Origin of the sequence: Carnobacterium alterfunditum DSM 5972 (assembly GCF_000744115.1) — a bacterium.
Lineage (GTDB): Bacteria > Bacillota > Bacilli > Lactobacillales > Carnobacteriaceae > Carnobacterium_B > Carnobacterium_B alterfunditum.
In genome coordinates this window covers 1203478-1222721 of sequence record NZ_JQLG01000004.1, presented here as the reverse complement: position 1 = coordinate 1222721, position 19244 = coordinate 1203478, and the positions used below count along the sequence as shown (strand labels likewise).

18 protein-coding genes and 1 riboswitch are annotated in these 19244 nt (G+C 36.1%); of the genes, 5 read left to right on the top strand and 13 right to left on the bottom strand.

Annotation, left to right across the window (positions count from 1 at the left end; translation table 11 throughout):
- Nucleotides 1-33 precede the first annotated feature (33 nt).
- From ispE to BR50_RS06210, 7 genes are all read right to left on the bottom strand, one after another.
- Nucleotides 34-885: a 4-(cytidine 5'-diphospho)-2-C-methyl-D-erythritol kinase gene (gene ispE / locus BR50_RS06240; RefSeq protein WP_034547200.1), complete on the bottom strand. Its 852-nt coding sequence runs from the start codon at nucleotides 883-885 to the stop codon at nucleotides 34-36.
- Between the two features lie 388 nt (nucleotides 886-1273).
- Nucleotides 1274-1531: a Veg family protein gene (locus BR50_RS06235; protein ID WP_034547198.1), complete on the bottom strand. Its 258-nt coding sequence runs from the start codon at nucleotides 1529-1531 to the stop codon at nucleotides 1274-1276.
- 157 nt (nucleotides 1532-1688) lie between these two features.
- Nucleotides 1689-2582, bottom strand: a complete 894-nt coding sequence (rsmA, locus tag BR50_RS06230) for a 16S rRNA (adenine(1518)-N(6)/adenine(1519)-N(6))-dimethyltransferase RsmA (protein WP_034547196.1) — start codon at nucleotides 2580-2582, stop codon at nucleotides 1689-1691.
- Nucleotides 2569-3135, bottom strand: a complete 567-nt coding sequence (gene rnmV / locus BR50_RS06225) for a ribonuclease M5 (RefSeq protein WP_034547194.1) — start codon at nucleotides 3133-3135, stop codon at nucleotides 2569-2571. Before rnmV ends, rsmA begins: the two co-directional genes overlap by 14 nt.
- Nucleotides 3135-3902 carry a TatD family hydrolase gene (locus BR50_RS06220; protein WP_034547192.1) on the bottom strand — a complete coding sequence of 256 codons (768 nt, stop codon included), beginning with the start codon at nucleotides 3900-3902 and terminating at the stop codon, nucleotides 3135-3137. The genes rnmV and BR50_RS06220 overlap by 1 nt, the downstream gene beginning before the upstream one ends.
- An 80-nt stretch (nucleotides 3903-3982) precedes the next feature.
- Nucleotides 3983-6007, bottom strand: coding sequence for a methionine--tRNA ligase (gene metG / locus BR50_RS06215; protein ID WP_034547189.1), 2025 nt, complete (start codon nucleotides 6005-6007; stop codon nucleotides 3983-3985).
- 219 nt (nucleotides 6008-6226) lie between these two features.
- The gene (locus tag BR50_RS06210; protein ID WP_034547188.1) at nucleotides 6227-7066 is read right to left on the bottom strand and encodes a Cof-type HAD-IIB family hydrolase; all 840 of its coding nucleotides are present in this window, start codon (nucleotides 7064-7066) and stop codon (nucleotides 6227-6229) included.
- Nucleotides 7067-7282: 216 nt separating this feature from the next.
- On the opposite strand from BR50_RS06210, the gene BR50_RS06205 reads away from it, so the two are divergent.
- The gene (locus BR50_RS06205) at nucleotides 7283-8137 is read left to right on the top strand and encodes a DUF72 domain-containing protein (protein ID WP_034547186.1); all 855 of its coding nucleotides are present in this window, start codon (nucleotides 7283-7285) and stop codon (nucleotides 8135-8137) included.
- 74 nt (nucleotides 8138-8211) lie between these two features.
- Here the strand turns inward: BR50_RS06205 and BR50_RS06200 are convergent, their stop codons facing one another.
- From BR50_RS06200 to BR50_RS06180, 5 genes are all read right to left on the bottom strand, one after another.
- Nucleotides 8212-8871 (bottom strand): amino acid ABC transporter permease, encoded by a 660-nt coding sequence (locus BR50_RS06200; protein ID WP_178377438.1) that lies wholly within the window; start codon nucleotides 8869-8871, stop codon nucleotides 8212-8214.
- A complete protein-coding gene (locus BR50_RS06195; RefSeq protein ID WP_034547184.1) occupies nucleotides 8868-9578 on the bottom strand; it encodes an amino acid ABC transporter permease in 711 nt (236 codons plus the stop codon). Before BR50_RS06195 ends, BR50_RS06200 begins: the two co-directional genes overlap by 4 nt.
- Complete coding sequence (locus tag BR50_RS06190; protein ID WP_034547182.1) at nucleotides 9578-10402, bottom strand: transporter substrate-binding domain-containing protein; 825 nt, start codon at nucleotides 10400-10402, stop codon at nucleotides 9578-9580. The genes BR50_RS06195 and BR50_RS06190 overlap by 1 nt, the downstream gene beginning before the upstream one ends.
- A gap of 33 nt (nucleotides 10403-10435) precedes the next feature.
- Nucleotides 10436-11158, bottom strand: a complete 723-nt coding sequence (locus BR50_RS06185; protein WP_034547180.1) for an amino acid ABC transporter ATP-binding protein — start codon at nucleotides 11156-11158, stop codon at nucleotides 10436-10438.
- Between the two features lie 321 nt (nucleotides 11159-11479).
- Nucleotides 11480-12478, bottom strand: a complete 999-nt coding sequence (locus BR50_RS06180; RefSeq protein WP_034547178.1) for an LLM class flavin-dependent oxidoreductase — start codon at nucleotides 12476-12478, stop codon at nucleotides 11480-11482.
- 419 nt (nucleotides 12479-12897) lie between these two features.
- Here BR50_RS06180 and BR50_RS06175 point away from each other — a divergent pair, with 419 nt between their 5' ends.
- The 4 genes from BR50_RS06175 to BR50_RS06160 all read left to right on the top strand — a co-directional run bounded on the left by BR50_RS06175 (nucleotide 12898) and on the right by BR50_RS06160 (nucleotide 16753).
- Nucleotides 12898-13797, top strand: a complete 900-nt coding sequence (locus tag BR50_RS06175; protein ID WP_034547176.1) for a DUF368 domain-containing protein — start codon at nucleotides 12898-12900, stop codon at nucleotides 13795-13797.
- A gap of 407 nt (nucleotides 13798-14204) precedes the next feature.
- A complete protein-coding gene (locus BR50_RS06170; RefSeq protein WP_034547174.1) occupies nucleotides 14205-15290 on the top strand; it encodes an AI-2E family transporter in 1086 nt (361 codons plus the stop codon).
- 128 nt (nucleotides 15291-15418) lie between these two features.
- Nucleotides 15419-16180 carry a glucose 1-dehydrogenase gene (locus BR50_RS06165; RefSeq protein WP_034547172.1) on the top strand — a complete coding sequence of 254 codons (762 nt, stop codon included), beginning with the start codon at nucleotides 15419-15421 and terminating at the stop codon, nucleotides 16178-16180.
- A gap of 150 nt (nucleotides 16181-16330) precedes the next feature.
- A complete protein-coding gene (locus tag BR50_RS06160; protein ID WP_034547170.1) occupies nucleotides 16331-16753 on the top strand; it encodes a cupin domain-containing protein in 423 nt (140 codons plus the stop codon).
- Nucleotides 16754-16883: 130 nt separating this feature from the next.
- On the opposite strand, the gene BR50_RS06155 is transcribed toward BR50_RS06160, so the two are convergent.
- Nucleotides 16884-18779 carry a heavy metal translocating P-type ATPase gene (locus tag BR50_RS06155; protein ID WP_034547168.1) on the bottom strand — a complete coding sequence of 632 codons (1896 nt, stop codon included), beginning with the start codon at nucleotides 18777-18779 and terminating at the stop codon, nucleotides 16884-16886.
- A 299-nt stretch (nucleotides 18780-19078) separates the two neighbouring features.
- A riboswitch (NiCo riboswitch) is annotated at nucleotides 19079-19181 on the bottom strand.
- Nucleotides 19182-19244: the final 63 nt, after the last annotated feature.

The following is a 19244-nucleotide window of genomic DNA, read 5'->3' as shown; positions in this document are numbered from 1 at the left end:
GCCTCGTCCCCACCTTGCATGACCTTCTTTGGTCTACTTTAGTGTGCGCACTAAGTAAACTTCATTACAAAATCCTTTTAGACCATTATACACTCTTTGAGCTTTTGAGTATTTTTCACATAAAGCATAAACTGTAGGGCCGCTTCCACTCATCAAAGCAGCATCCGCTCCAAACTGGAGCATCTTTTTTTTGATGCGCTTAATATCTGGTTGTTTTATAGCAGATACGGTTTCTAACGCATTACCCGTACTGCTAGCCATTTGAATATAATTTTTTTCTTGAATAGCTGCTAACATTTTTTTTGTTTCGGGATGAACTAGTTGTTCAAACGACAGATTCTCAAAAATGGTCCAGGTTGAAATCCCTTTTTTAGGTTTAACCAGCACTACCCAACATTGTGGCAAGGTATCAATTTGTTTGATTTTTTCTCCTCGCCCGGTTGCATAGACCGTTCCACCGTAAATACAGTAGGGAACATCCGAGCCAATTTGTTCTCCTAGAAGAGCTAGTTCATCATTGCTCAAGTTCAAATGCCATAATCGATTAAGTCCTCTTAATGTAGCAGCCGCATCACTACTACCACCGGCTAGACCAGCAGCAATTGGAATTTTTTTTTCAATACTTATATTGACACCTTTTTTGATCTGATAGGTTTCTTTTAAAAGTTTCGCTGCTTTGTACGCATGATTTCTTTGATCTAGTGGTAAAAAGCCATTCGTTGATTGAATAACGATTCGATCCTCTTCAATTGTTTTTAACACTATACGATCTGCCAAATCAATTGAAGTCATTACCATCTCCATTTCATGGTAACCATCTGCTCTTTTATACAACACATCCAAGCTTAAATTAATTTTTGCCGGGGCCTTTTCTATTATCTCCACTTACACTTCACTCCTTTCCTGCATATTTTCTATTGTCTGTAAAACATACTAGCCTAAAAGAAAAGATTTGAAAAGCAAGAAAGGCATAATTTAACTTAAATAGTATAAAAAGTTTAAATTAATAGCCTCTAATTCGTAGTATTCACCATAATGGGGCTATTTTAGGCTTTTAATCTATTCAAAATGCATTTTCTTTTTCTAATAGAAAAAGGTCCAAGACAAAAATGCCTCAGACCTCTTCTCTTTATGTACGAGGAGCCGTTAATACAATTTTCATTCTAATAAAATTTTCCAAAAAAATATTTCACTGTTTATTTGCGTCTATACAAAAAAAACGAGCTTACAATAGCTCGTTAAAATTGGTTCTATTTGATTTTAATTTTATGATTTAAGCTAATTGACGATTTTCTTCACCAATATATTCAATTTCTACGGATTGAGTTAAAACATCTGTGTAACTATATGAAACACGTTCAAATGCATTTTCTTCTTGGTCTAGCTCAACCACAAATACTGAATGGTAAGTGTCGGCTAAAATACCTTTACGTTCGGTTTTTTTCTTTCGACCAGCTTGCGCGGTCAACATAATCTTTTTACCTAAATGATCATCTAAGCTCTCTTTAATGTCTGCTAATGTACTTGGCATCAGATTCACCTCACTCATCTGGTGTGAGTATACCATACTATGTGAAATTTTACAAGTATACCATAAGAAAACAGCTTGCACAAATAATAATTCTCTCATATAAACTTTTTTTTAATCTCTTGATACCATTGATACATAGGCTTATTTCCGAAAACAATTAATCTTTTTCTAATACAATTTCATCAATTGCATCAGATAAACGAGCAAATTCTTCCAAGCTCAGTGTTTCGCCACGACGTTTCGGATCAATACCTGCCACTTCTAGGGCTTTGATAAGTTTTTCTCTGGTGCTATCCTCTTTGCCATATCTGATCAATAAATTATTCCAAAGTGTTTTACGTCTTTGTACAAAAGCCGAACGAACAAGCGAAAAAAAAGATTTTTCATTCTTGACTGTTACACTTGGTGTAGCTCTTCTGGTTAGCTTAATGATAGCAGAATCAACATTTGGCTGTGGTATAAAGACTGTTTTAGGGACAATGAAAGCAATTTCTGCTTTCATGTGGTATTGAATAGCTATAGATAAAGATCCATAGGCTTTGCTTCCTGGAGCAGCTGTTATCCGTTCAGCTACTTCTTTTTGCATCATGATCGTTAATCCATCGATTCGAACAGGTGTCTCCAAGAAATGCATAATAATAGGTGTTGTAATATAGTAAGGTAAATTAGCCACCACGACTAAAGGTTCATCTAAATCAATCATTTCAGGTAACGCTTGTTGTAAATTGACCTTAAGTACGTCGCTATGGACAATAGAAACATTATCATAAGGGCTAAGGGTATCTGCTAAAACTGGCAATAAACGGTTATCTATTTCAAAAGCAATAACCTCCTTACTTGCTCTTGCAAGATGTTCGGTCAGTGCTCCGATACCGGGTCCAACTTCAATAACATTTGTATTCTTATCTATATCTGATGCTGCTACAATATTACTTAAAATATTAGGATCCACAATAAAATTCTGCCCTAAGCTCTTCTTTACTGAGAAACCGTATTTCTCCATTATTTCTTTGGTTCTTGATGGGGTTGCTATATCTTTATGCGTTGTCATTTTCTTCCTCCAAAATTTGTTGCATCACTGTTACAACTTCTTCAGGCGAGATTTGAAACATTTGCAATCTCTTTTGAAGTTGCTTTCCATTAGTGTAACCTATGTTGAGTTTCTCACCCAATTTTGTTCGTCTCATTCGAGCATTTGGTCCCATGATCAAACCAGCATCCATTAACAATTCTTGAGAGATGAGCGACTCTTTAGCTATGGTTTCGGTGTAGCATTTCGATAACGCTGCACGTATCGCTTCAGGCGAAGCATGTTCAATACCCAAACTGCCTTTACCCTTTGCTCTAGTCTCAGCTTTTGTTAAAAAAGCATGTTTCACTCCTGGAACGGCTTGGGAAATGATTTTCCGAATTTTTTCACCAGGAAAATCTGGATCTGTAAAGACTATAACGCCTCTTGTTTCATACGCTTTTTCTATCAGCTTTAATGTTTCTTCATCAATAGCTGAACCTTTTGTTTCAATCGTATCTGCTTCAACTGATTCCAAAATACGTCTTGTATCATCGCGTCCTTCAACAACAATAATTTCTTTTATTTTTTCCATTAAACTAACCTAAATAAACGATTGGCATTTTGCATTGTTTGTTTAGCTACTTCTTCATAACTAACGCCTCTTTGTTTAGCTACTTCTTCGGCTACATATTTGACATATGCCGGTTCATTCCGTTTGCCTCTGAATGGCATTGGTGCCAAGTAAGGAGCATCCGTTTCAATCAATAATTTATCAAAAGGAGCCGTTTTAGCTACTTCTCTCACTTCAGGAGCATTCTTAAAAGTGATGACGCCACTTACAGAAATATGCATTCCCAAATCTAAAAAACGTTCCATCCATAATGCATCGCCACTAAAGCTATGCATGATTCCGCCAATATCTTCAACGTGCTCTTTCTTCATCAGCTCATAGGTATCTTCAATAGAATCTCTCATATGAATACTGATAGGCATCTTTAACTCTTTTGCGATTTGGATCTGTCTATGAAAAACATCCTTTTGGACATCTTTTGGAGAAGTATCCCAATGGTAGTCTAAACCCATTTCGCCCATTGCCACAACTTTTGGTAATTGCAATTGCTGATACAACTTTTCTTCAATTTCTTCAGTGTACAAATAGCTTTCAGTAGGATGCCAACCAATAATACTGTAAACTTCTTGATATTCTTTGCTTAAGGCTAAGGTTTTTTTTATCGTTTCAGTGTCAAATCCAACAACGGCCATTCTAGTAACGTCATTTTCGATTGCACGTTGCACGGTTTCTGGAATCTCATTATCAAATTCTGCTGCATTAATATGCGTATGCGTATCAAATAACATAGTACCACCCTTTCTTTTTCTTCATTAACAGAAACACCCTGCTAAATTAGTTTCCAGCAGGGTATTCGTTTTATATGATTTTAAGCAACTTCAGATCCGTTTGGAGCCTCACTTGGTGCTTCAACAATTTGTAATTTGCCATCTTTTTCAGCTGATAAAATCATTCCTTGACTGATTTCCCCACGCATTTTACGCGGTTTTAAGTTCGCAACGATCACGACTTTTTTACCGATCAAAGCTTCTGGATTCGGATACCACTCTGCAACTCCAGAAAGGATCTGACGATGACCTTCATCCCCAGCATCCAAACGGAATTTCAAGAGCTTATCTGCTCCTTCTACTTTTTGACAATCAATAACTTCAGCAACTTTCAATTCAACTTTGTCAAAATCTTCATATTTAATTTGTTTTTCTTTTGTTGAACTTAAAACCGTTTCTGAAGGATCCCATTTTGTTTCTTCTTCAACTTCTTGCTCTTGATTACCAGAAACACCTGCCATTTGCTCTTTAATGTAAGCAACTTCCAAATCAATATCTAAACGTGGAAAAATAGGTGTACCCTTTTTGATCACTGTAGTGTTTTCAGGGAATGAGCCAAATTGGACCGTTGACCAATTTCCAGCAGATTCTCCCTCGACCCCTAATTGAGCAAAAATATCTTTAGGTGTATGAGTTAGGAAAGGCTGCAACAAAATAGCTGAAATACGAAGTGTTTCCGCTAGATGGACCATGACACTAGCCAATTCAGTTTTCTTATCTGCTTCTTTTGCTAACTTCCATGGAGCCGTTTCATCAATGTATTTATTAGCACGTGAGATCAATACCCAAATATGACTTAAAGCACTGCTAAATTGCATGTTTTCCATTTCTTCTTGGTAATCCACACAAACTTTTTCGGCTGTTTCCTTTAGAATCGCATCAAAATCCGTAACGTTTCCAGTATAACTTGGAACTTCTCCGTCAAAATACTTATTGATCATCGCGATCGTACGGTTCAATAGATTTCCTAAATCATTAGCTAAATCATAGTTCACACGTGAAACAAAATCTTCTGGTGTGAACACGCCGTCGCTTCCAAAAGTCACTTCACGCATCAAGTAATAGCGCAAAGCATCTAATCCGTACTGTTCTACCAACATTTCTGGGTAGACAACATTTCCTTTTGATTTAGACATCTTACCGTCTTTCATCAATAACCAGCCGTGACCGAATATTTTTTTAGGCAATGGCAAATCTAATGCCATAAGCATAATTGGCCAATAAATCGTATGGAAACGAACGATTTCTTTTCCGACCATGTGCACGTCCCCTGGCCAAAATTTATCAAATAAAGACGTATCATCGGTACCGTAACCTAATGCAGTAATATAATTTGCTAATGCATCGATCCATACGTAAATAACGTGCTTAGGATTGCTTGGTACTTTAACGCCCCAAGTAAATGTTGTACGCGAAACGGCTAAATCTTCCAAACCTGGTTTGATAAAATTATTGATCATTTCATTTTTACGTGATTCGGGCTGAATAAAATCTGGGTGTTCATTGTAGTAAGTTAGTAAACGATCTGAGTATTTACTCATTCTAAAGAAATAAGACTCTTCTTTGATCAACTCTACAGGATGTCCACTGTCTGGTGATTTGCCGCCAACAATATTTCCTTGGTCATCGCGTTCAATGTCGACTAGTTGTGTTTCAGTATAAAAGGTTTCATCTGGAACCGAATACCAGCCTTCATATTCATCTAGATAAATATCCCCTTGCGCTAAAAAGCGTTCGAAAATATCCGCTACAACTTTTTCATGTACGGGGTCAGTTGTTCGGATAAATTTATCATTGCTGATTTCCAACAGTTTCCATAATTTTTGCATACCTTCAGCCATTTGGTCCACATATTTTTGTGGTGTAATATTCAATTCTTGCGCTTTTTTTTCAATTTTTTGGCCATGCTCATCGCTACCTGTCAAATAGAAAACGTCAAAGTCTTGCATTCTTTTGTAACGTGCCATAACATCACACGCAATTGTTGAATAGGCATTTCCAATGTGCAATTTTCCACTTGGATAGTAAATAGGTGTTGTAATATAAAAAGTTTTTTTCTCAGTCACTTTAGGTGCCTCCTTAGTAGGTTTAACTACTCTATTCTAACCATCTTTTAGAAAAGAAGGTACGTTTAGATAACAAATGAGTAGGTTGCTTTTTTATTTAAATTGATTTTCCTCAAAAGCTTTCTGAAATAGTATACCATAGAAAATGACTGAAAATAGTAAATTCCGAATGAATTCTTACTTCTTAAACAAAGTTTTTTTCGTTAGCCTCAAGACTTCTTAAGGCAATAAATCCAAACTTTGCAGACCTTTTAAAATGCCATCATTTTCTGGAGAGGCTGTAATAGCATTTGCAATTTTTTTTAATTCTACACGCCCATTTTCCATAGCTATCCCCATACCAACAGCTTGCAGCATTTCAATATCATTCAATCCATCTCCAAACGCTACTGTTTCACTCATATCGATCCCTAGATGCTCAATCAGCTTTTGTATCCCAACCGCTTTAGACACCCCTTTTGAGATCACGTCTACTGAATAAGGATTCCATCTTGTAAAATGACAATCTGGAAAAGCTTCTTTATAATAGTCATCATATTTCTCTGTTGTGTGGATAATGCACTGATAAATGATGCGGTTTTCATAATAATGTGGCAAAATCGGCCTCACTCTTTTGGATGAACCAACATAATGCGCAGCCAGTTGCATCACCTTTTTAGGAGGTGCTATGGGAACTTGTTGGATCATTTTTTTCAACAATCCTTTTTGCCCAAACGTGACTATTGAATTCCCAAGTATCTCATCACTCCCACAAAAGGCGATTTGTTGCTTATTGGCTTCCGCAGCTAGTGCTAATCGTTTAACAGATTCTACCGATAACGGATTTTGATGAATAACTTCTCCTTCATACACCACGTATTGCCCATTTAAAGTAATATGTGTTTGAATATCTAGTGATGCTAAAATTTCATCAATTCTAAAAGGCGCTCTTCCAGTTGCAATAACCGGTATAATGCCTTTTAATTTTAAATGTTGAATGGCTTTTTTAGCAGAAGCCGGCATCTTTTTTCTATCTGTCAATAGTGTTCCATCAATATCAAAAAATACAAGTTTATACATCTCCAGGGCTCCTCTGATTTGTTTTCATTTAACTATTTCCACTTTTTTAACAATAGTATTAATAACAATTGAAATGTTTCGCGTGAAACATTTCAATTGTTATTAATTTTATCTGTTTTAATCAGTAAAATTACAATAACCTTTTGCTTTCTTTCATAATAACGGTTGCGGTACAATAAGGCTAATTATTTACGACTCTAGAAAGAAGGTTTTCTGATGATTTCTATTGGCCTAACGGGTTGGTCTGATCATGATTTACTGACTATTCGAACATCTAAACGATTGGAAGATTATAGTTCTCATTTTCCATTTGTAGAATTGGACACTAGCTTTTATGCCATTCCACCTGCTAAAAATATTTTATCCTGGATTGAAAAAACACCCGCTGCTTTTCAATTTATCCCAAAGGCTTTTCAAGCCATGACTTTACACAAAAACTGGGTGAAATTTTTCCCGACTGAGCAGCAGATGTTCGATCATTTTATTGCTACCTTCGAACCTATGATCACAGCCGGTCGGATCAAAACTTTTTTATTTCAGTTTCCGCCTTATTTTGATTGTACGACAGAACACGTTCAGTATTTAAGAAAAGTACGACAGTTTATGGGTGAGCTGCCTGTGGCTATTGAGTTCCGTCATTCCAGTTGGTTCAGTGATACTAATAAAGAAAATACCCTGGCCTTTTTAACGAAAAACAACTTTATTCATACAGTTGTTGATCAACCTCAAACTCCTGGGAATAGTGTTCCTTTAGTCCCCAAAGGAACGCATGCAGAATTAACATTATTTCGCTTACATGGGCGAAACTATGAAGGCTGGTTGGATGCAAGCGGACCAAATTGGCGAAAAAAAAGAACGCTTTACGATTATAGTTCTGCTGAATTAGATGAGTTTGTATCAATTATTCATCAATTAGAAAAAGATTCAAAAGAAGTCGCCGTTATTTTCAACAATAACTCTGGTGGACATGCTGCTAAAAATGCAAAACAATTACAAAAAAAATTAGAGCTCACTTTTGACCACCTTGCTCCACAACAAACCGAATTAAATTTATTTGAGGAAGATTTTTAATTTTCCTAGTGCAAAATAAAAAAGCGGACTATTAACGAGTCCGCTTTTTCTATCTTCTAAAACGCATGAACAAACTAGACATTTTCAGAGTTGTTTTTATGCCAACTTCTTACTAACACAGATAGTGTAAAACAAATAATAAAATAAATTAACGCCAAGAAACCATAAATCAAAAACACTTCAGAAGTTTTCGTTACTTTTCCTAAAATCACTTGACCACTTCTTGTAAATTCCATAATTCCTAGTCCAGCAAGAAATGATGTATCTTTAATAGTTGTAATCACTTGTGACAATAAGGAAGGAATAATTTTTTTGAACGTTTGCGGCAGAATAATATACGCTAATGTTTGAAAAAATGAGAACCCTTGAGAATGAGCGGCTTCAAATTGTCCTTTAGGTATCGAGTTTAATCCACCACGCACAATTTCTGCTACTACCGCTGCTGTATAAAGAAACAGTGCTACAGAAGCCTTCACTAATATTGTACTACCTGGAATCAGAAAAGCACAACCTAGCATCCATAACAGCAATGGCGTATTGCGGAACAATTCGATGTAAAAGCCAGCTAATTTCCCAAAAAACTGCTTTTCATAATTTCTAACCAATCCTAAGAGTGTTCCAAAGACAATTGAAAGGATGACTACATACAAAGAAATCAGTAAAGTGGTCTTTATTCCATCTAACAAGAATAATACGTTAGGCCGTGTAAAAACGGTTTGTATGGAGTTCATCATTCCATCACCTCCGGAATATCCACAACTAAGGAATCATTATTTTTTAATTTTTCTTCGTATTTTCTTGAGAATGTAGCCAGTGGGAAGCAGAGAATGAAGTAAAGTAATCCTGCGACCACATAGGATGGTCCATAGTTTAAACTAAATGAAGCATATGAGTCTGCAGCATACATTAAGTCTGCTCCGGCGATGATAGCCAATACAGAAGTATTTTTTATTAAACTGACCGCTTGATTGGTTAGCGGAGGCAAGATACCTTTGACCATTTGCGGCAATATGATGTAGCGCATGGTTTGTGTGTAACTAAACCCTTGTGCATACGCAGCTTCTTGCTGACCTTTAGGAACAGCTAAAATACCCGCACGCACAACTTCACCAATGTAGGCTCCATGATACAGGCCTACTCCCACTACCCCAATCGTGAACTCACTTAAAACCAAACCAGCCATTGCTAATCCGTTGTACATAAAAAATATTTGAATGACTAGAGGGATATTTTGAAAAATTTCGACATATACTCGTGCGATCGAACGCAGGATCAAGTTGTGGGCAGTTGATAAGATTCCAATAACTATCCCAATGACTAATGCTAATACTAATGCTAAGATAGCCACTTGGAGTGTTCTTAAAAATCCAGAACTAAAACTATCAAAATTTTGAAAGAGGTCCTCCCACCTCCACATAGCAAATGGATTTGTACTTTTCATTATTCACTCAATCCCCACTTTGAAATCAATCCATTAAGAGTATCATCTTCTCCCCACGTAGTGATCAACTCATTTGCATACTTTGCTAACTCAACATTTGTTTTCTTCGTTGCAATTCCATAATCTTGCGTTGCAAAACGGTCTGGCAAAATTTCAGTTGAATCATCTAAATAACCAGCCAAAATAGATCTGTCCACACTAAATGCATCTACACGACCTGAATCTAATGCCGCTTTAATTTCTGGATAAGTAGCGTATTCTGAAAATTCTACTGTGATACCGTATTGTTCAGCTTCTGATGTAATGGCTTCTGACGTTGTAGAACTTTGTGCTACACCAACGTTTGCTTCATCCATATCCTCTAAGCCTTCGTAATTTTTATCTTTTTTAACTAATAAACCAACGGCATCTTCATAGTACGCATCTGTAAAATTATATGTTTCTTTGCGTTCTTCTGTAACTGTAAAAGTAGCAATGATCATATCAACTTCACCATTATCCAGTAATGGACCGCGTGTTTTGGCCGTGACAGGCGTCAATTCAATCGCATCCGGATCACCTAAAATATCTTCCGCTAACTTTCTAGCAATATCAATTTCAAAACCTTCTATCTCTCCGGTATCCGTATTCTTTAATCCAAAATTTGGAACGTCTTCTTTTACCCCTACTTTTAAAACTCCTGCTTCTTTGATTGATGCAATTGTTACTTGATCTGACCCTTTTGTCGTGTCTGCTTCTGTTGTTGAACCGTCATCTGACGAACAAGCACCTATAAATAATACGCTAGACAAAATAACTGTTGCTAATAAATTTCTTTTTTTCATTTGTTTTTTCCTCCTAAGTACACCTCTAATTTTTTATCTTAAAATTTTACTTAAAAATTCTTTTGTTCTTTCATGAGTAGGATTTTCAAAGAAATGCTCTGGTGGTCCAACTTCTAGGATCATTCCATCGTCCATAAAGATGACACGGTCCGCTACTTGTTTAGCAAAACCCATTTCGTGGGTGACAACGACCATTGTAATATTCATGCTAGATAGTTTGATCATAACGTCCAAAACTTCTTGAACCGTCTCTGGGTCTAAAGCGGATGTAGGTTCATCAAACAAGATGATTTTCTTTTCAGAACAAAGTGATCTGGCAATAGCAACTCTTTGCTGTTGGCCTCCAGAGAGTGTCGAGGGATAAGCTGTGGCTTTTTCTCGCAACCCTACAATATCTAGATAGTGATAAGCCAGTTCTTCTGCTTCTTTTTTTGATTTATTCTGTAACTTTATAGGTCCGATTGTCAGGTTTCCTAACACTGTCATATGTGGGTATAGATTAAACTGTTGAAAGACCATAGCAGAAGAATTTCGTACCATTTCTAATTTGTTTTTTTCCGTTATTTGATTGCCATCTATATAAACTTCTCCAGTTGTAGGCTCCTCAAGAAAATTCATACATCTGACCGTGGTACTTTTTCCAGAACCAGAAGGCCCTATAATCACGACTTTTTCTCCTTCTGCCACCTCTAAATTAACGTCTTTTAGCACGTGGTGGTCACCAAAATACTTATTTACATTCTGTAGCTTGATCAACTCTGTCTCATCTCCTTTACAAAAACGTTCATGAGTAATACGTAAGGTTACTTAGTAGGCATGGTCCTTTTTCCTGCTTAAAACAATATTATAGATTCGCATTTATGAGAAATCAATTAATATCTACCTTTTTAATGTGAGGTTTTCTTACACCATTTTTATATAAAAATACCGAAAACCCTTTATTCGCTTCATTTATATACCATTAAACTTTTCTCTTTTTTATCATTTTTTATTAATAAACGAAAAAAAGAACACCTCCAACCAATGACTATTCAATGGTGGAAGCGTCCTTTAACTTAATATTCATTAGATTCTTTTTTATTTATTTAACAGTTCTTTTGCTAATAAACGATAGACGTTTAATCGCTTTTCTTGTGAATGAGTAATGCTACAAATCATAGCTTCATCAAAGCCATATTTTTCTTGATCTTCTATCAATTTCGTAGCAATTTCTTTTGGCGTACCTACCAAATGCAGTTCACGCCCTTGTTTTATTGTTAATTTATCAATTTCGGTCAAGGGGTAGTGTTGTGCTTCTTCAGGTGTCAATAATTGACCCATCTGACCTCTTCCCATCAATAGACGTGCGATATCTTGAGGCTTTGCCTCATACTCAGCTTCTTCTCTCGTTTCAGCTGTTGTAACAAGATAAGCTACATTAATATATGGTTTTTCCATAAATGGAGAGGGCTGAAAATTACCTTTATATTCATCCAAGATGTCTTTAGTCATCCCCCCCATAAAGAATTGAGCAAATGAATAGCCTACTCCCATTTGAGCAGCTTTTCGTGCACTGCTACCACTCGAACCAAGAAGCCACGCTTCGGGCAAATGAATGTGTGAAGGGGTAGCAATCGTTTGGGTGTAAATTCGTTCTTTAGGCACTTCATCATTAATTAATTTTAAAGCTGTATCAAATTTTTCATACATATTATCCAACATAGGTTGACGACCTTCTGATAAAGCATAAATAGAGTTATTATCACCACCTGGAGCACGTCCTACTCCAAAATCGATTCGTCCTGGCGAAAAAGCACTTAACGTCTTAAAGACCTCTGCTAATTTCAAAGGTGAATAGTGCATCATCATGACGCCACCCGTACCGATCCTAATATTTTTTGTTTTTGCCGCTAAATGCGCAGCAGTGATTTCAGGAGCTGAACTTGCAAAACCATTTGTCCCATGATGTTCTGCCATCCACATACGTGTATACCCTAATTCGTCTGCTAAAACAGCCAATTCTTCAGCTTTTGCTAAGGCATCTACAGCTGTATTCCCGCTTGTTATCGGTGCTTGATCTAATACACTTAATCTCACTATTTCCACACTCCTTCTTCATTCTAAAACCTTTAACTAGTATCTATCGAATTATTTATTCACCAAAGAGAAAGTATCTTTGTTCTTATGTTCATCATTATAAAGAAACACTTAGAAGATTTCTATACTCACAAGTTAAAGAGGGTTCTTAGCTCATACTGGCAACTCCTTCAATAGTATAGGAGGTTTCAACTATTCCAAAATATATTGCTCAGCAGGATAAGAGATGCTATTAAAAAACCAAAATTAATTTTCATTCTAAAGGCTTATTTCAAATAAAAGAATTGCTATTAAACGAGTTTAACTCGTAAAAAGTTAAACTAAATAGCAAATACTAGAATAAACATGTACGAAAGGGAATATATTTGGTAAAGTTAGTAGAGCTAGATTTATGCAGATCAAGAAAAAGGAGTATGAACATGACATATTTAATCGATTTTTTAAAAGGTATTATTATAGGGATAGCTAATATCATTCCCGGTGTAAGCGGAGGAACGATGGCAGTCTCCTTGGATATTTACGATCGTTTGATCTCTTCAATTAGTCATCTATTTAAAAATTGGAAAGCTAGTTTAAAAACATTAGCTCCTATCTTAGTAGGGGCAGGCGTTGGTATTATTGTATTTACCTATACCATCGAGTTCTTATTAAGCTCATATACTTTGCCAACAGCCTTAGCTTTTATAGGCCTGATTTTGGGTGGTATTCCAGGTTTATGGGAATCTTTTCAAAATGGTCTAGAGACACAAAAGCAGACAATTTCGATTAGCCACATTATTGCTTTTACTCTTATGTTTGTGTTAGTTGTTATCATACTCCCTATACTACAGGAATCAGGAACCGCTCTAACAGCCATTCAATTAGATCCTTTAAGTTTGATCAAGTTATTCATCATAGGAATTATTGCATCCGCAACGATGATAATTCCAGGGGTAAGCGGGTCTTTGATTTTAATGGTTTTAGGCTATTACTATTTGATCATCAATACTATAACACTCTTCATAACTGCTTTACGGACAGGTGATATGGATTCATTGTTGCCTAACTTTATTCTTCTGTCGGTCTTTAGTTTGGGTGTTTTGATCGGTATCTTTTTAATCAGTAAAGCAATCGAATTTTTATTTGAACATTATAGTTCAGTAACTTATAGCGGAATATTAGGTTTAGTGATTGCTTCACCATTCGCCATTTTGGTGAATACAAAGGCACTGAATGATTTACAAACTACTCAAGCACTCCCTTTTGCTGTTGTAGGAATAGTACTTTTGGTTATTTGTTATTACGGTATTTATCAATTAGGTAAAAACGAAACCAATTAGATACCAATTGATTTTCCCACATTTATCAGAAAAAATAGTCTCAAATAGGGTGGTCTGTATATCCCTCTTCTTCTAGTGGGGATAAACAAAAGAGTTTTAGACACTAGCTGTCTAAAACTCTTTTTTGATTATCTACTATTAATTAAAGTCGCATTTAGTCGAACCGATTTGTCTAGTTTGTTTTTTTTAATAGTTAATGATCGATCTAGCTTTTATCAGTTTACGTTAGCAGCTATGTTATTATAAGGCTAGCAGTTGTTGCATTCAAAAGTAAAGTGTACTTACACTATTAATAAACAATTACGTTTCTTTTTTTGATTACCTCCAACTCTTTATTAGATTCACTCTACTTTAATCTAACAGCATAAATAAATTAAATAAACCAACTTAAGAAGGAGACTATTTTCATGAATTATCTTAAACAGTCAAAATTATTACTATGGACACTGTGGGTCTTAGCAATGGTTCTCATTATTTATATTGCAACTAAGATCAGCTTTGTTTTCCAACCCGTACTTGTTTTATTTTCGACACTTTTTATTCCAGTTATAAGTGCCGGATTTTTATTTTACTTGCTGAATCCCTTGATTAAAGTGATGCAAAAATTAAAAATTAAACGCAGTTACGCTATTATTTTAGTTATGTTTCTATTTCTTAGCGGAGCAATCCTGTTTATTATTAAAACTTTCCCTATCCTGATGGGTCAGCTATCTGATTTAATTGAAAATAGTCCCGCTATTCTTTCAGATATTGAGGTTCAAACAAAACATATTGCATCATTCGCTATATTTGATAATGTTGATCTGGAGGGAACTTTAAATCGGTTAAACCTTTCACTTGACGCTTTTTCCAAAACAATTTTATCTAGTTTCACAACCAGCATTAGTTCCATCATTGCAGGAGTGGCCAACTTAACGATCGTCTTGATCACGGTGCCAATTGTCTTATTCTATATGTTCCATGACGGTGAAAAATTACAATTAGCTGCTACCCGTTTATTTCCCGATAAATATCAAAAACATGTCTTTGAATTACTACATCAGACAAATCTTATCATTACTGCCTACATCAGTGGGAAAGGTTTAGCGAGTATCGTCGTTGCTATCTTGATCTATTTTGGTTTTCTACTGATAGGGCTGCCTTACACCTTATTATTGGCAATTGTTAATGGATTTACTAATCTTATTCCTTTTATTGGCCCCTTTATTGGTGCTGTACCAGCATTTATTGTTGCCTTAACTATTTCTCCAACAGCAGCTTTACTAGTCACCTTGATCGTACTAGTTGTTCAACAACTTGATGTCAATTTACTGACACCAAAATTTGTTGGGAGATCATTAGCTATTCATCCATTAACGATTATTTTCATTTTGTTAGTAGCAGGAAAAATGCTTGGAATTGTTGGGATCATTTTCGGTGTTCCCGCTTTTGCTGTGATCAAAACAATAGTTGTTTATATTAAAAATACGCAAACCACTGCCGAAAATCACTAATAAAAGCATTTTTTATACTATCTGGACCATAATTCTCACTTCATGAACTAAAGGAGTCTACCAGTACAAGATATTTTACTTTATTTTAAGAGGAGACTAAAATACGAGTATAGATGGGAGGGCTTCATATGAAATTGGAGAACAAATCAGTTATCGTTACAGGGTCTGCTGGAGGAATTGGTGAGGCGATTGCTCGCTTATTTGCCAAAGAAGGGGCCAATATTATTTTAGCCGATTGCAATGAAGAAGGCGTAAAAAAAGTTGCTGATGAATTGAATAAGTTACGCCGGAATTCAGCTATTGCCTTAAAAGTAGACGTCTCAAAAAAAGAAGATACTGATCGCATGATTGAAGTTACGCTTGAAAAGTTTGGCTCTTTAGATATTCTTGTGAATAATGCAGGGATCATGGATGGTTTTGAACCGATCGGAGATATCTCCGATGCAAAATGGCAAAAAATTATGGATGTAAATGTACTTGGGGTTATGCGCTCTATCCGCAGAGCTATTCCTATTTTTAAAGCACAGAAATCAGGGATTATAATCAATATCGCTTCTTTGGGAGGACTTTATGGCGCTCGTGCGGGTGTTGCCTACACCACTTCAAAACATGCCCTTGTAGGTCTGACAAAAAACACAGCTTTCATGTATGCTAAAGAAAATATCCGTTGCAATGCCATTGCTCCTGGTGGAGTAGCTACTAATATAGCTACATCGATGGGAGACATCAATCAATTTGGGATGGCAAAGACTCAGCCAGGGCTGGCTTTAAGCCCAAGTTTTGGTCAACCAGAAGATATTGCTACAGTTGCTCTTTTCTTAGCATCAGCTGAATCCAACTTCGTCAATGGTGCGGTTCTCACTGCAGACGGTGGATGGTCAGCTTACTGATTTAATTACTCTATTTATTTTAAAGAACTGGAAGGTTTAGTCAATTATCAGACAAGAGTAAGAATCCTTGCTTTACAGATAATAATTTGATAGTATTAGTTTGTAATTGATATAAATAAACATTCATTATCAATAGAAGGAGTGGAGCTTATGACAATCGATTTTAAAGATCATGGTAAAAAACCTTATATAGTAAATATTGAAGATGCAACTGTTCAAAACGATAATTATCGTACAACAATCTGGACGGGGGGACAATTACAAACAACGTTAATGTCCATTAAACCAAACGATGATATTGGCTTAGAAGTTCATCATGGAATTGATCAATTTATTCGTATTGAAGAAGGACAAGGACTATGTCAAATGGGTCCGACTGAAGATAACTTGAATTTCAAGCAGTCTGTTTCTGATGATGAAGCCGTATTTGTTCCAGCAGATATGTGGCATAACATCAAAAATACAGGAACTAAACCTTTAAAATTATATACCATTTATGCTGGACCTGATCATGTTGAGGGAACCGTTCATCCAACTCATGAAGATGCAGAAAATGATCCAAACGAACAATAAGAATCATAAATAAAATAAAAAACCCAAAAAGTTGAACATATATCGTTCCAACTTTTTGGGGTTTTTTATTTTTTTGACAATTATCCCACAAGAAAATTAATCTAATCAAATTTTTCCGACGTTCATCACCTTAAAATGATTCATTTTTTTCATCTTTGTATTTAGTTTTTATTGACTCATCTTGTAATACTCTTTTTTTATCTCGATGCAATAACCGTAACCCATTTAAAATAACTAAAATTGTTGACCCTTCATGGAAGACGACACCTATTGGCAGATCCAAGTAGCCAAAAAGATTTAAAAAGATCAGCATCACAATAATACTTATTGAGAAGATAACATTTTGCTTGATGATCCGGTTTAATCTGCTGCTTAATTGATAACTGTATAATAATTTAGCTAAATCATTTTTGACGATCACTACATCAGCCGACTCCATCGCCACTGACGAACCACTCCCCATGGCAATACCAATATCAGCATTTGCCAATGCAGGTGCATCATTTATTCCATCACCGATCATCCCTACTACTTTGTCATTTTTCTGACTCTCTAAAATGTAATTGATCTTATCTTCTGGTGAACAGTTTGCTACATAATCGTTGACTTTCACTTCTTTAGCAACTTTCAAAGCTACCTTTTCATTGTCTCCAGTCAATAAAACAACTTGAATACCCTCTTTTTGGAAACCTGATATGGCTTCTACAGCTTCATGACGTATTTGGTCAGAAAGCGATAAATAGCCCACAATTTCATTGCCCTTCGCAACAAAAATAGTCGTATTTCCTTCGGCTATTTTATTAAAGTAATGCTTCTCATCGCGGTACCCTTCGAAAGCACCCGGCTTTCCTACTTTGATATCGCCTTTTCTAACACCAGAACCCGCTACTTCCTCAACGGGTTCTGAAAAGTCGACCCCTCCAAAATCTACGTTTTCAAACGATTTAACAATTGCATTTGCTATTGGGTGATTAGATTGTTGTTCCATATAAACCACTTCACTAATAATATCCTCCGGCACTTCATGATCTAGAACTTGAAAGTCACCAAAAGTTAGCGTACCTGTTTTATCGCTGTACAAAATATCCATCGTATTCAAAGCTTCCATGGCTGCACCACCTTTTACCAGTACGCCATTTTTTGCTCCATTACTGATAGCACTGAGTGTTGCTGGTGTAGCAGAGGCGACCAAAGCACAAGGACTAGCAACAGTTAATAAAACCATCCCCCGGTAAAAGGCTTCTTGGAAAGTAAGGTCGTTGAAATAGTATAGCGTCATTATGAAGAGCGGTACAGCAATTAGAACGGCTATTACGTATCTTGACTCGATCCGGTCAATGAATTTCGAAATTTTTGACGGCCTATTTTGTGCTTCTTCTACCATCCGAATAATATTCGAAAAGACCGTTTGATCACTTGTTTTATTCACTTTAAGATGGAACGAGTTGCCTTCATTGAAGGTTCCTGAAAAAACTTCATCCCCTTCTTCCTTTTCAGCAGGCAAAGATTCACCGGTTAGGGCCGCTTCATTGATTTGTGTTTTTCGGTCAGCATATCCATCAATGGGTATTTGAGCTCCTTTTGAAACGACCACAATATCCCCAACTTGTAAGACCTCTGTAGCTACTTCAACAACTTCCCCATTCTCTTTTAATACTTGGGCTACGGACGGGACATGGGCCATTAATTCGGAAATAGCACTATTTGATTTATTGGTAGCATAAGCTTCTAGGGCTTCTGATCCGGCAAAAATCAATAATAAGACCGCTCCTTCTGACTCATAATTGATCACACAAGCTCCCAATGCCGCTAAAATCATCAGTAGATCAACATTGGGCGAGTGAGAGTAGATCGTTTCCACTATGGCTTTTTTTGCGGCAAAGAAACCTAAAAATAAAATGGCAAAGTAAAATGAAAATTGGCTATACAGGCCTCCAAAAGGATCCAATATAAATCCGATGATCGTAAAGAAAATACCTATGATCAAAAATTGTCCTACCCGTGTCTTGACTAAAAAGTTTACCATTTTCATCTTTCCTTTCTAAAAAACAATTTTTCTAACCTGCTATTGAAAGTATCTATTATTTTAAGTGTGGGTAAATTAGTTAAATAAATGATATGAAAGTTCTTCTACAGTGACGGATGTGCTTGTAAATTTATAGTACCGTTTGAGACCTTTATTTTTCAACCTTTTAACCTTCAGATAACATTGCTCCTTTAAAAAATAATAGTTTAGTCCACCAATACCATTTATTAAATAACCTGTTGAAACCATGCCTCCTTTATATAAAAGTACAAAAAAAAGGCACACTTGTAGGACAATGTTACTGTCCCACAGGTGTGCCTTTTTGCACTACTCTGCTACCACGCATCTGGTGGTCCGGCTGCATAAACCTCAAAGGTTTACCGCCTGTTCAGATTTAAATGCCTTTTCGGTTCTAAATAAGAAGTCCGAAAAGAAAATTAAATTAGCTTTATACTAGTTATACTA

Excerpts from the sequence above, each read along its gene's own strand:
- BR50_RS06210 (WP_034547188.1), bottom strand. The coding sequence starts at position 7,066 with ATGTATAAACTTGTATTTTTTGATATTGATGGAACACTATTGACAGAT.
- BR50_RS06175 (WP_034547176.1), top strand. The coding sequence starts at position 12,898 with ATGACATATTTAATCGATTTTTTAAAAGGTATTATTATAGGGATAGCT.
- BR50_RS06200 (WP_178377438.1), bottom strand. The coding sequence starts at position 8,871 with ATGATGAACTCCATACAAACCGTTTTTACACGGCCTAACGTATTATTC.
- rnmV (WP_034547194.1), bottom strand. The coding sequence starts at position 3,135 with ATGGAAAAAATAAAAGAAATTATTGTTGTTGAAGGACGCGATGATACA.
- BR50_RS06220 (WP_034547192.1), bottom strand. The coding sequence starts at position 3,902 with ATGTTATTTGATACGCATACGCATATTAATGCAGCAGAATTTGATAAT.
- BR50_RS06155 (WP_034547168.1), bottom strand. The coding sequence starts at position 18,779 with ATGGTAAACTTTTTAGTCAAGACACGGGTAGGACAATTTTTGATCATA.
- BR50_RS06195 (WP_034547184.1), bottom strand. The coding sequence starts at position 9,578 with ATGAAAAGTACAAATCCATTTGCTATGTGGAGGTGGGAGGACCTCTTT.
- BR50_RS06165 (WP_034547172.1), top strand. The coding sequence starts at position 15,419 with ATGAAATTGGAGAACAAATCAGTTATCGTTACAGGGTCTGCTGGAGGA.
- BR50_RS06160 (WP_034547170.1), top strand. The coding sequence starts at position 16,331 with ATGACAATCGATTTTAAAGATCATGGTAAAAAACCTTATATAGTAAAT.
- BR50_RS06235 (WP_034547198.1), bottom strand. The coding sequence starts at position 1,531 with ATGCCAAGTACATTAGCAGACATTAAAGAGAGCTTAGATGATCATTTA.
- BR50_RS06205 (WP_034547186.1), top strand. The coding sequence starts at position 7,283 with ATGATTTCTATTGGCCTAACGGGTTGGTCTGATCATGATTTACTGACT.
- BR50_RS06170 (WP_034547174.1), top strand. The coding sequence starts at position 14,205 with ATGAATTATCTTAAACAGTCAAAATTATTACTATGGACACTGTGGGTC.
- rsmA (WP_034547196.1), bottom strand. The coding sequence starts at position 2,582 with ATGACAACGCATAAAGATATAGCAACCCCATCAAGAACCAAAGAAATA.
- BR50_RS06190 (WP_034547182.1), bottom strand. The coding sequence starts at position 10,402 with ATGAAAAAAAGAAATTTATTAGCAACAGTTATTTTGTCTAGCGTATTA.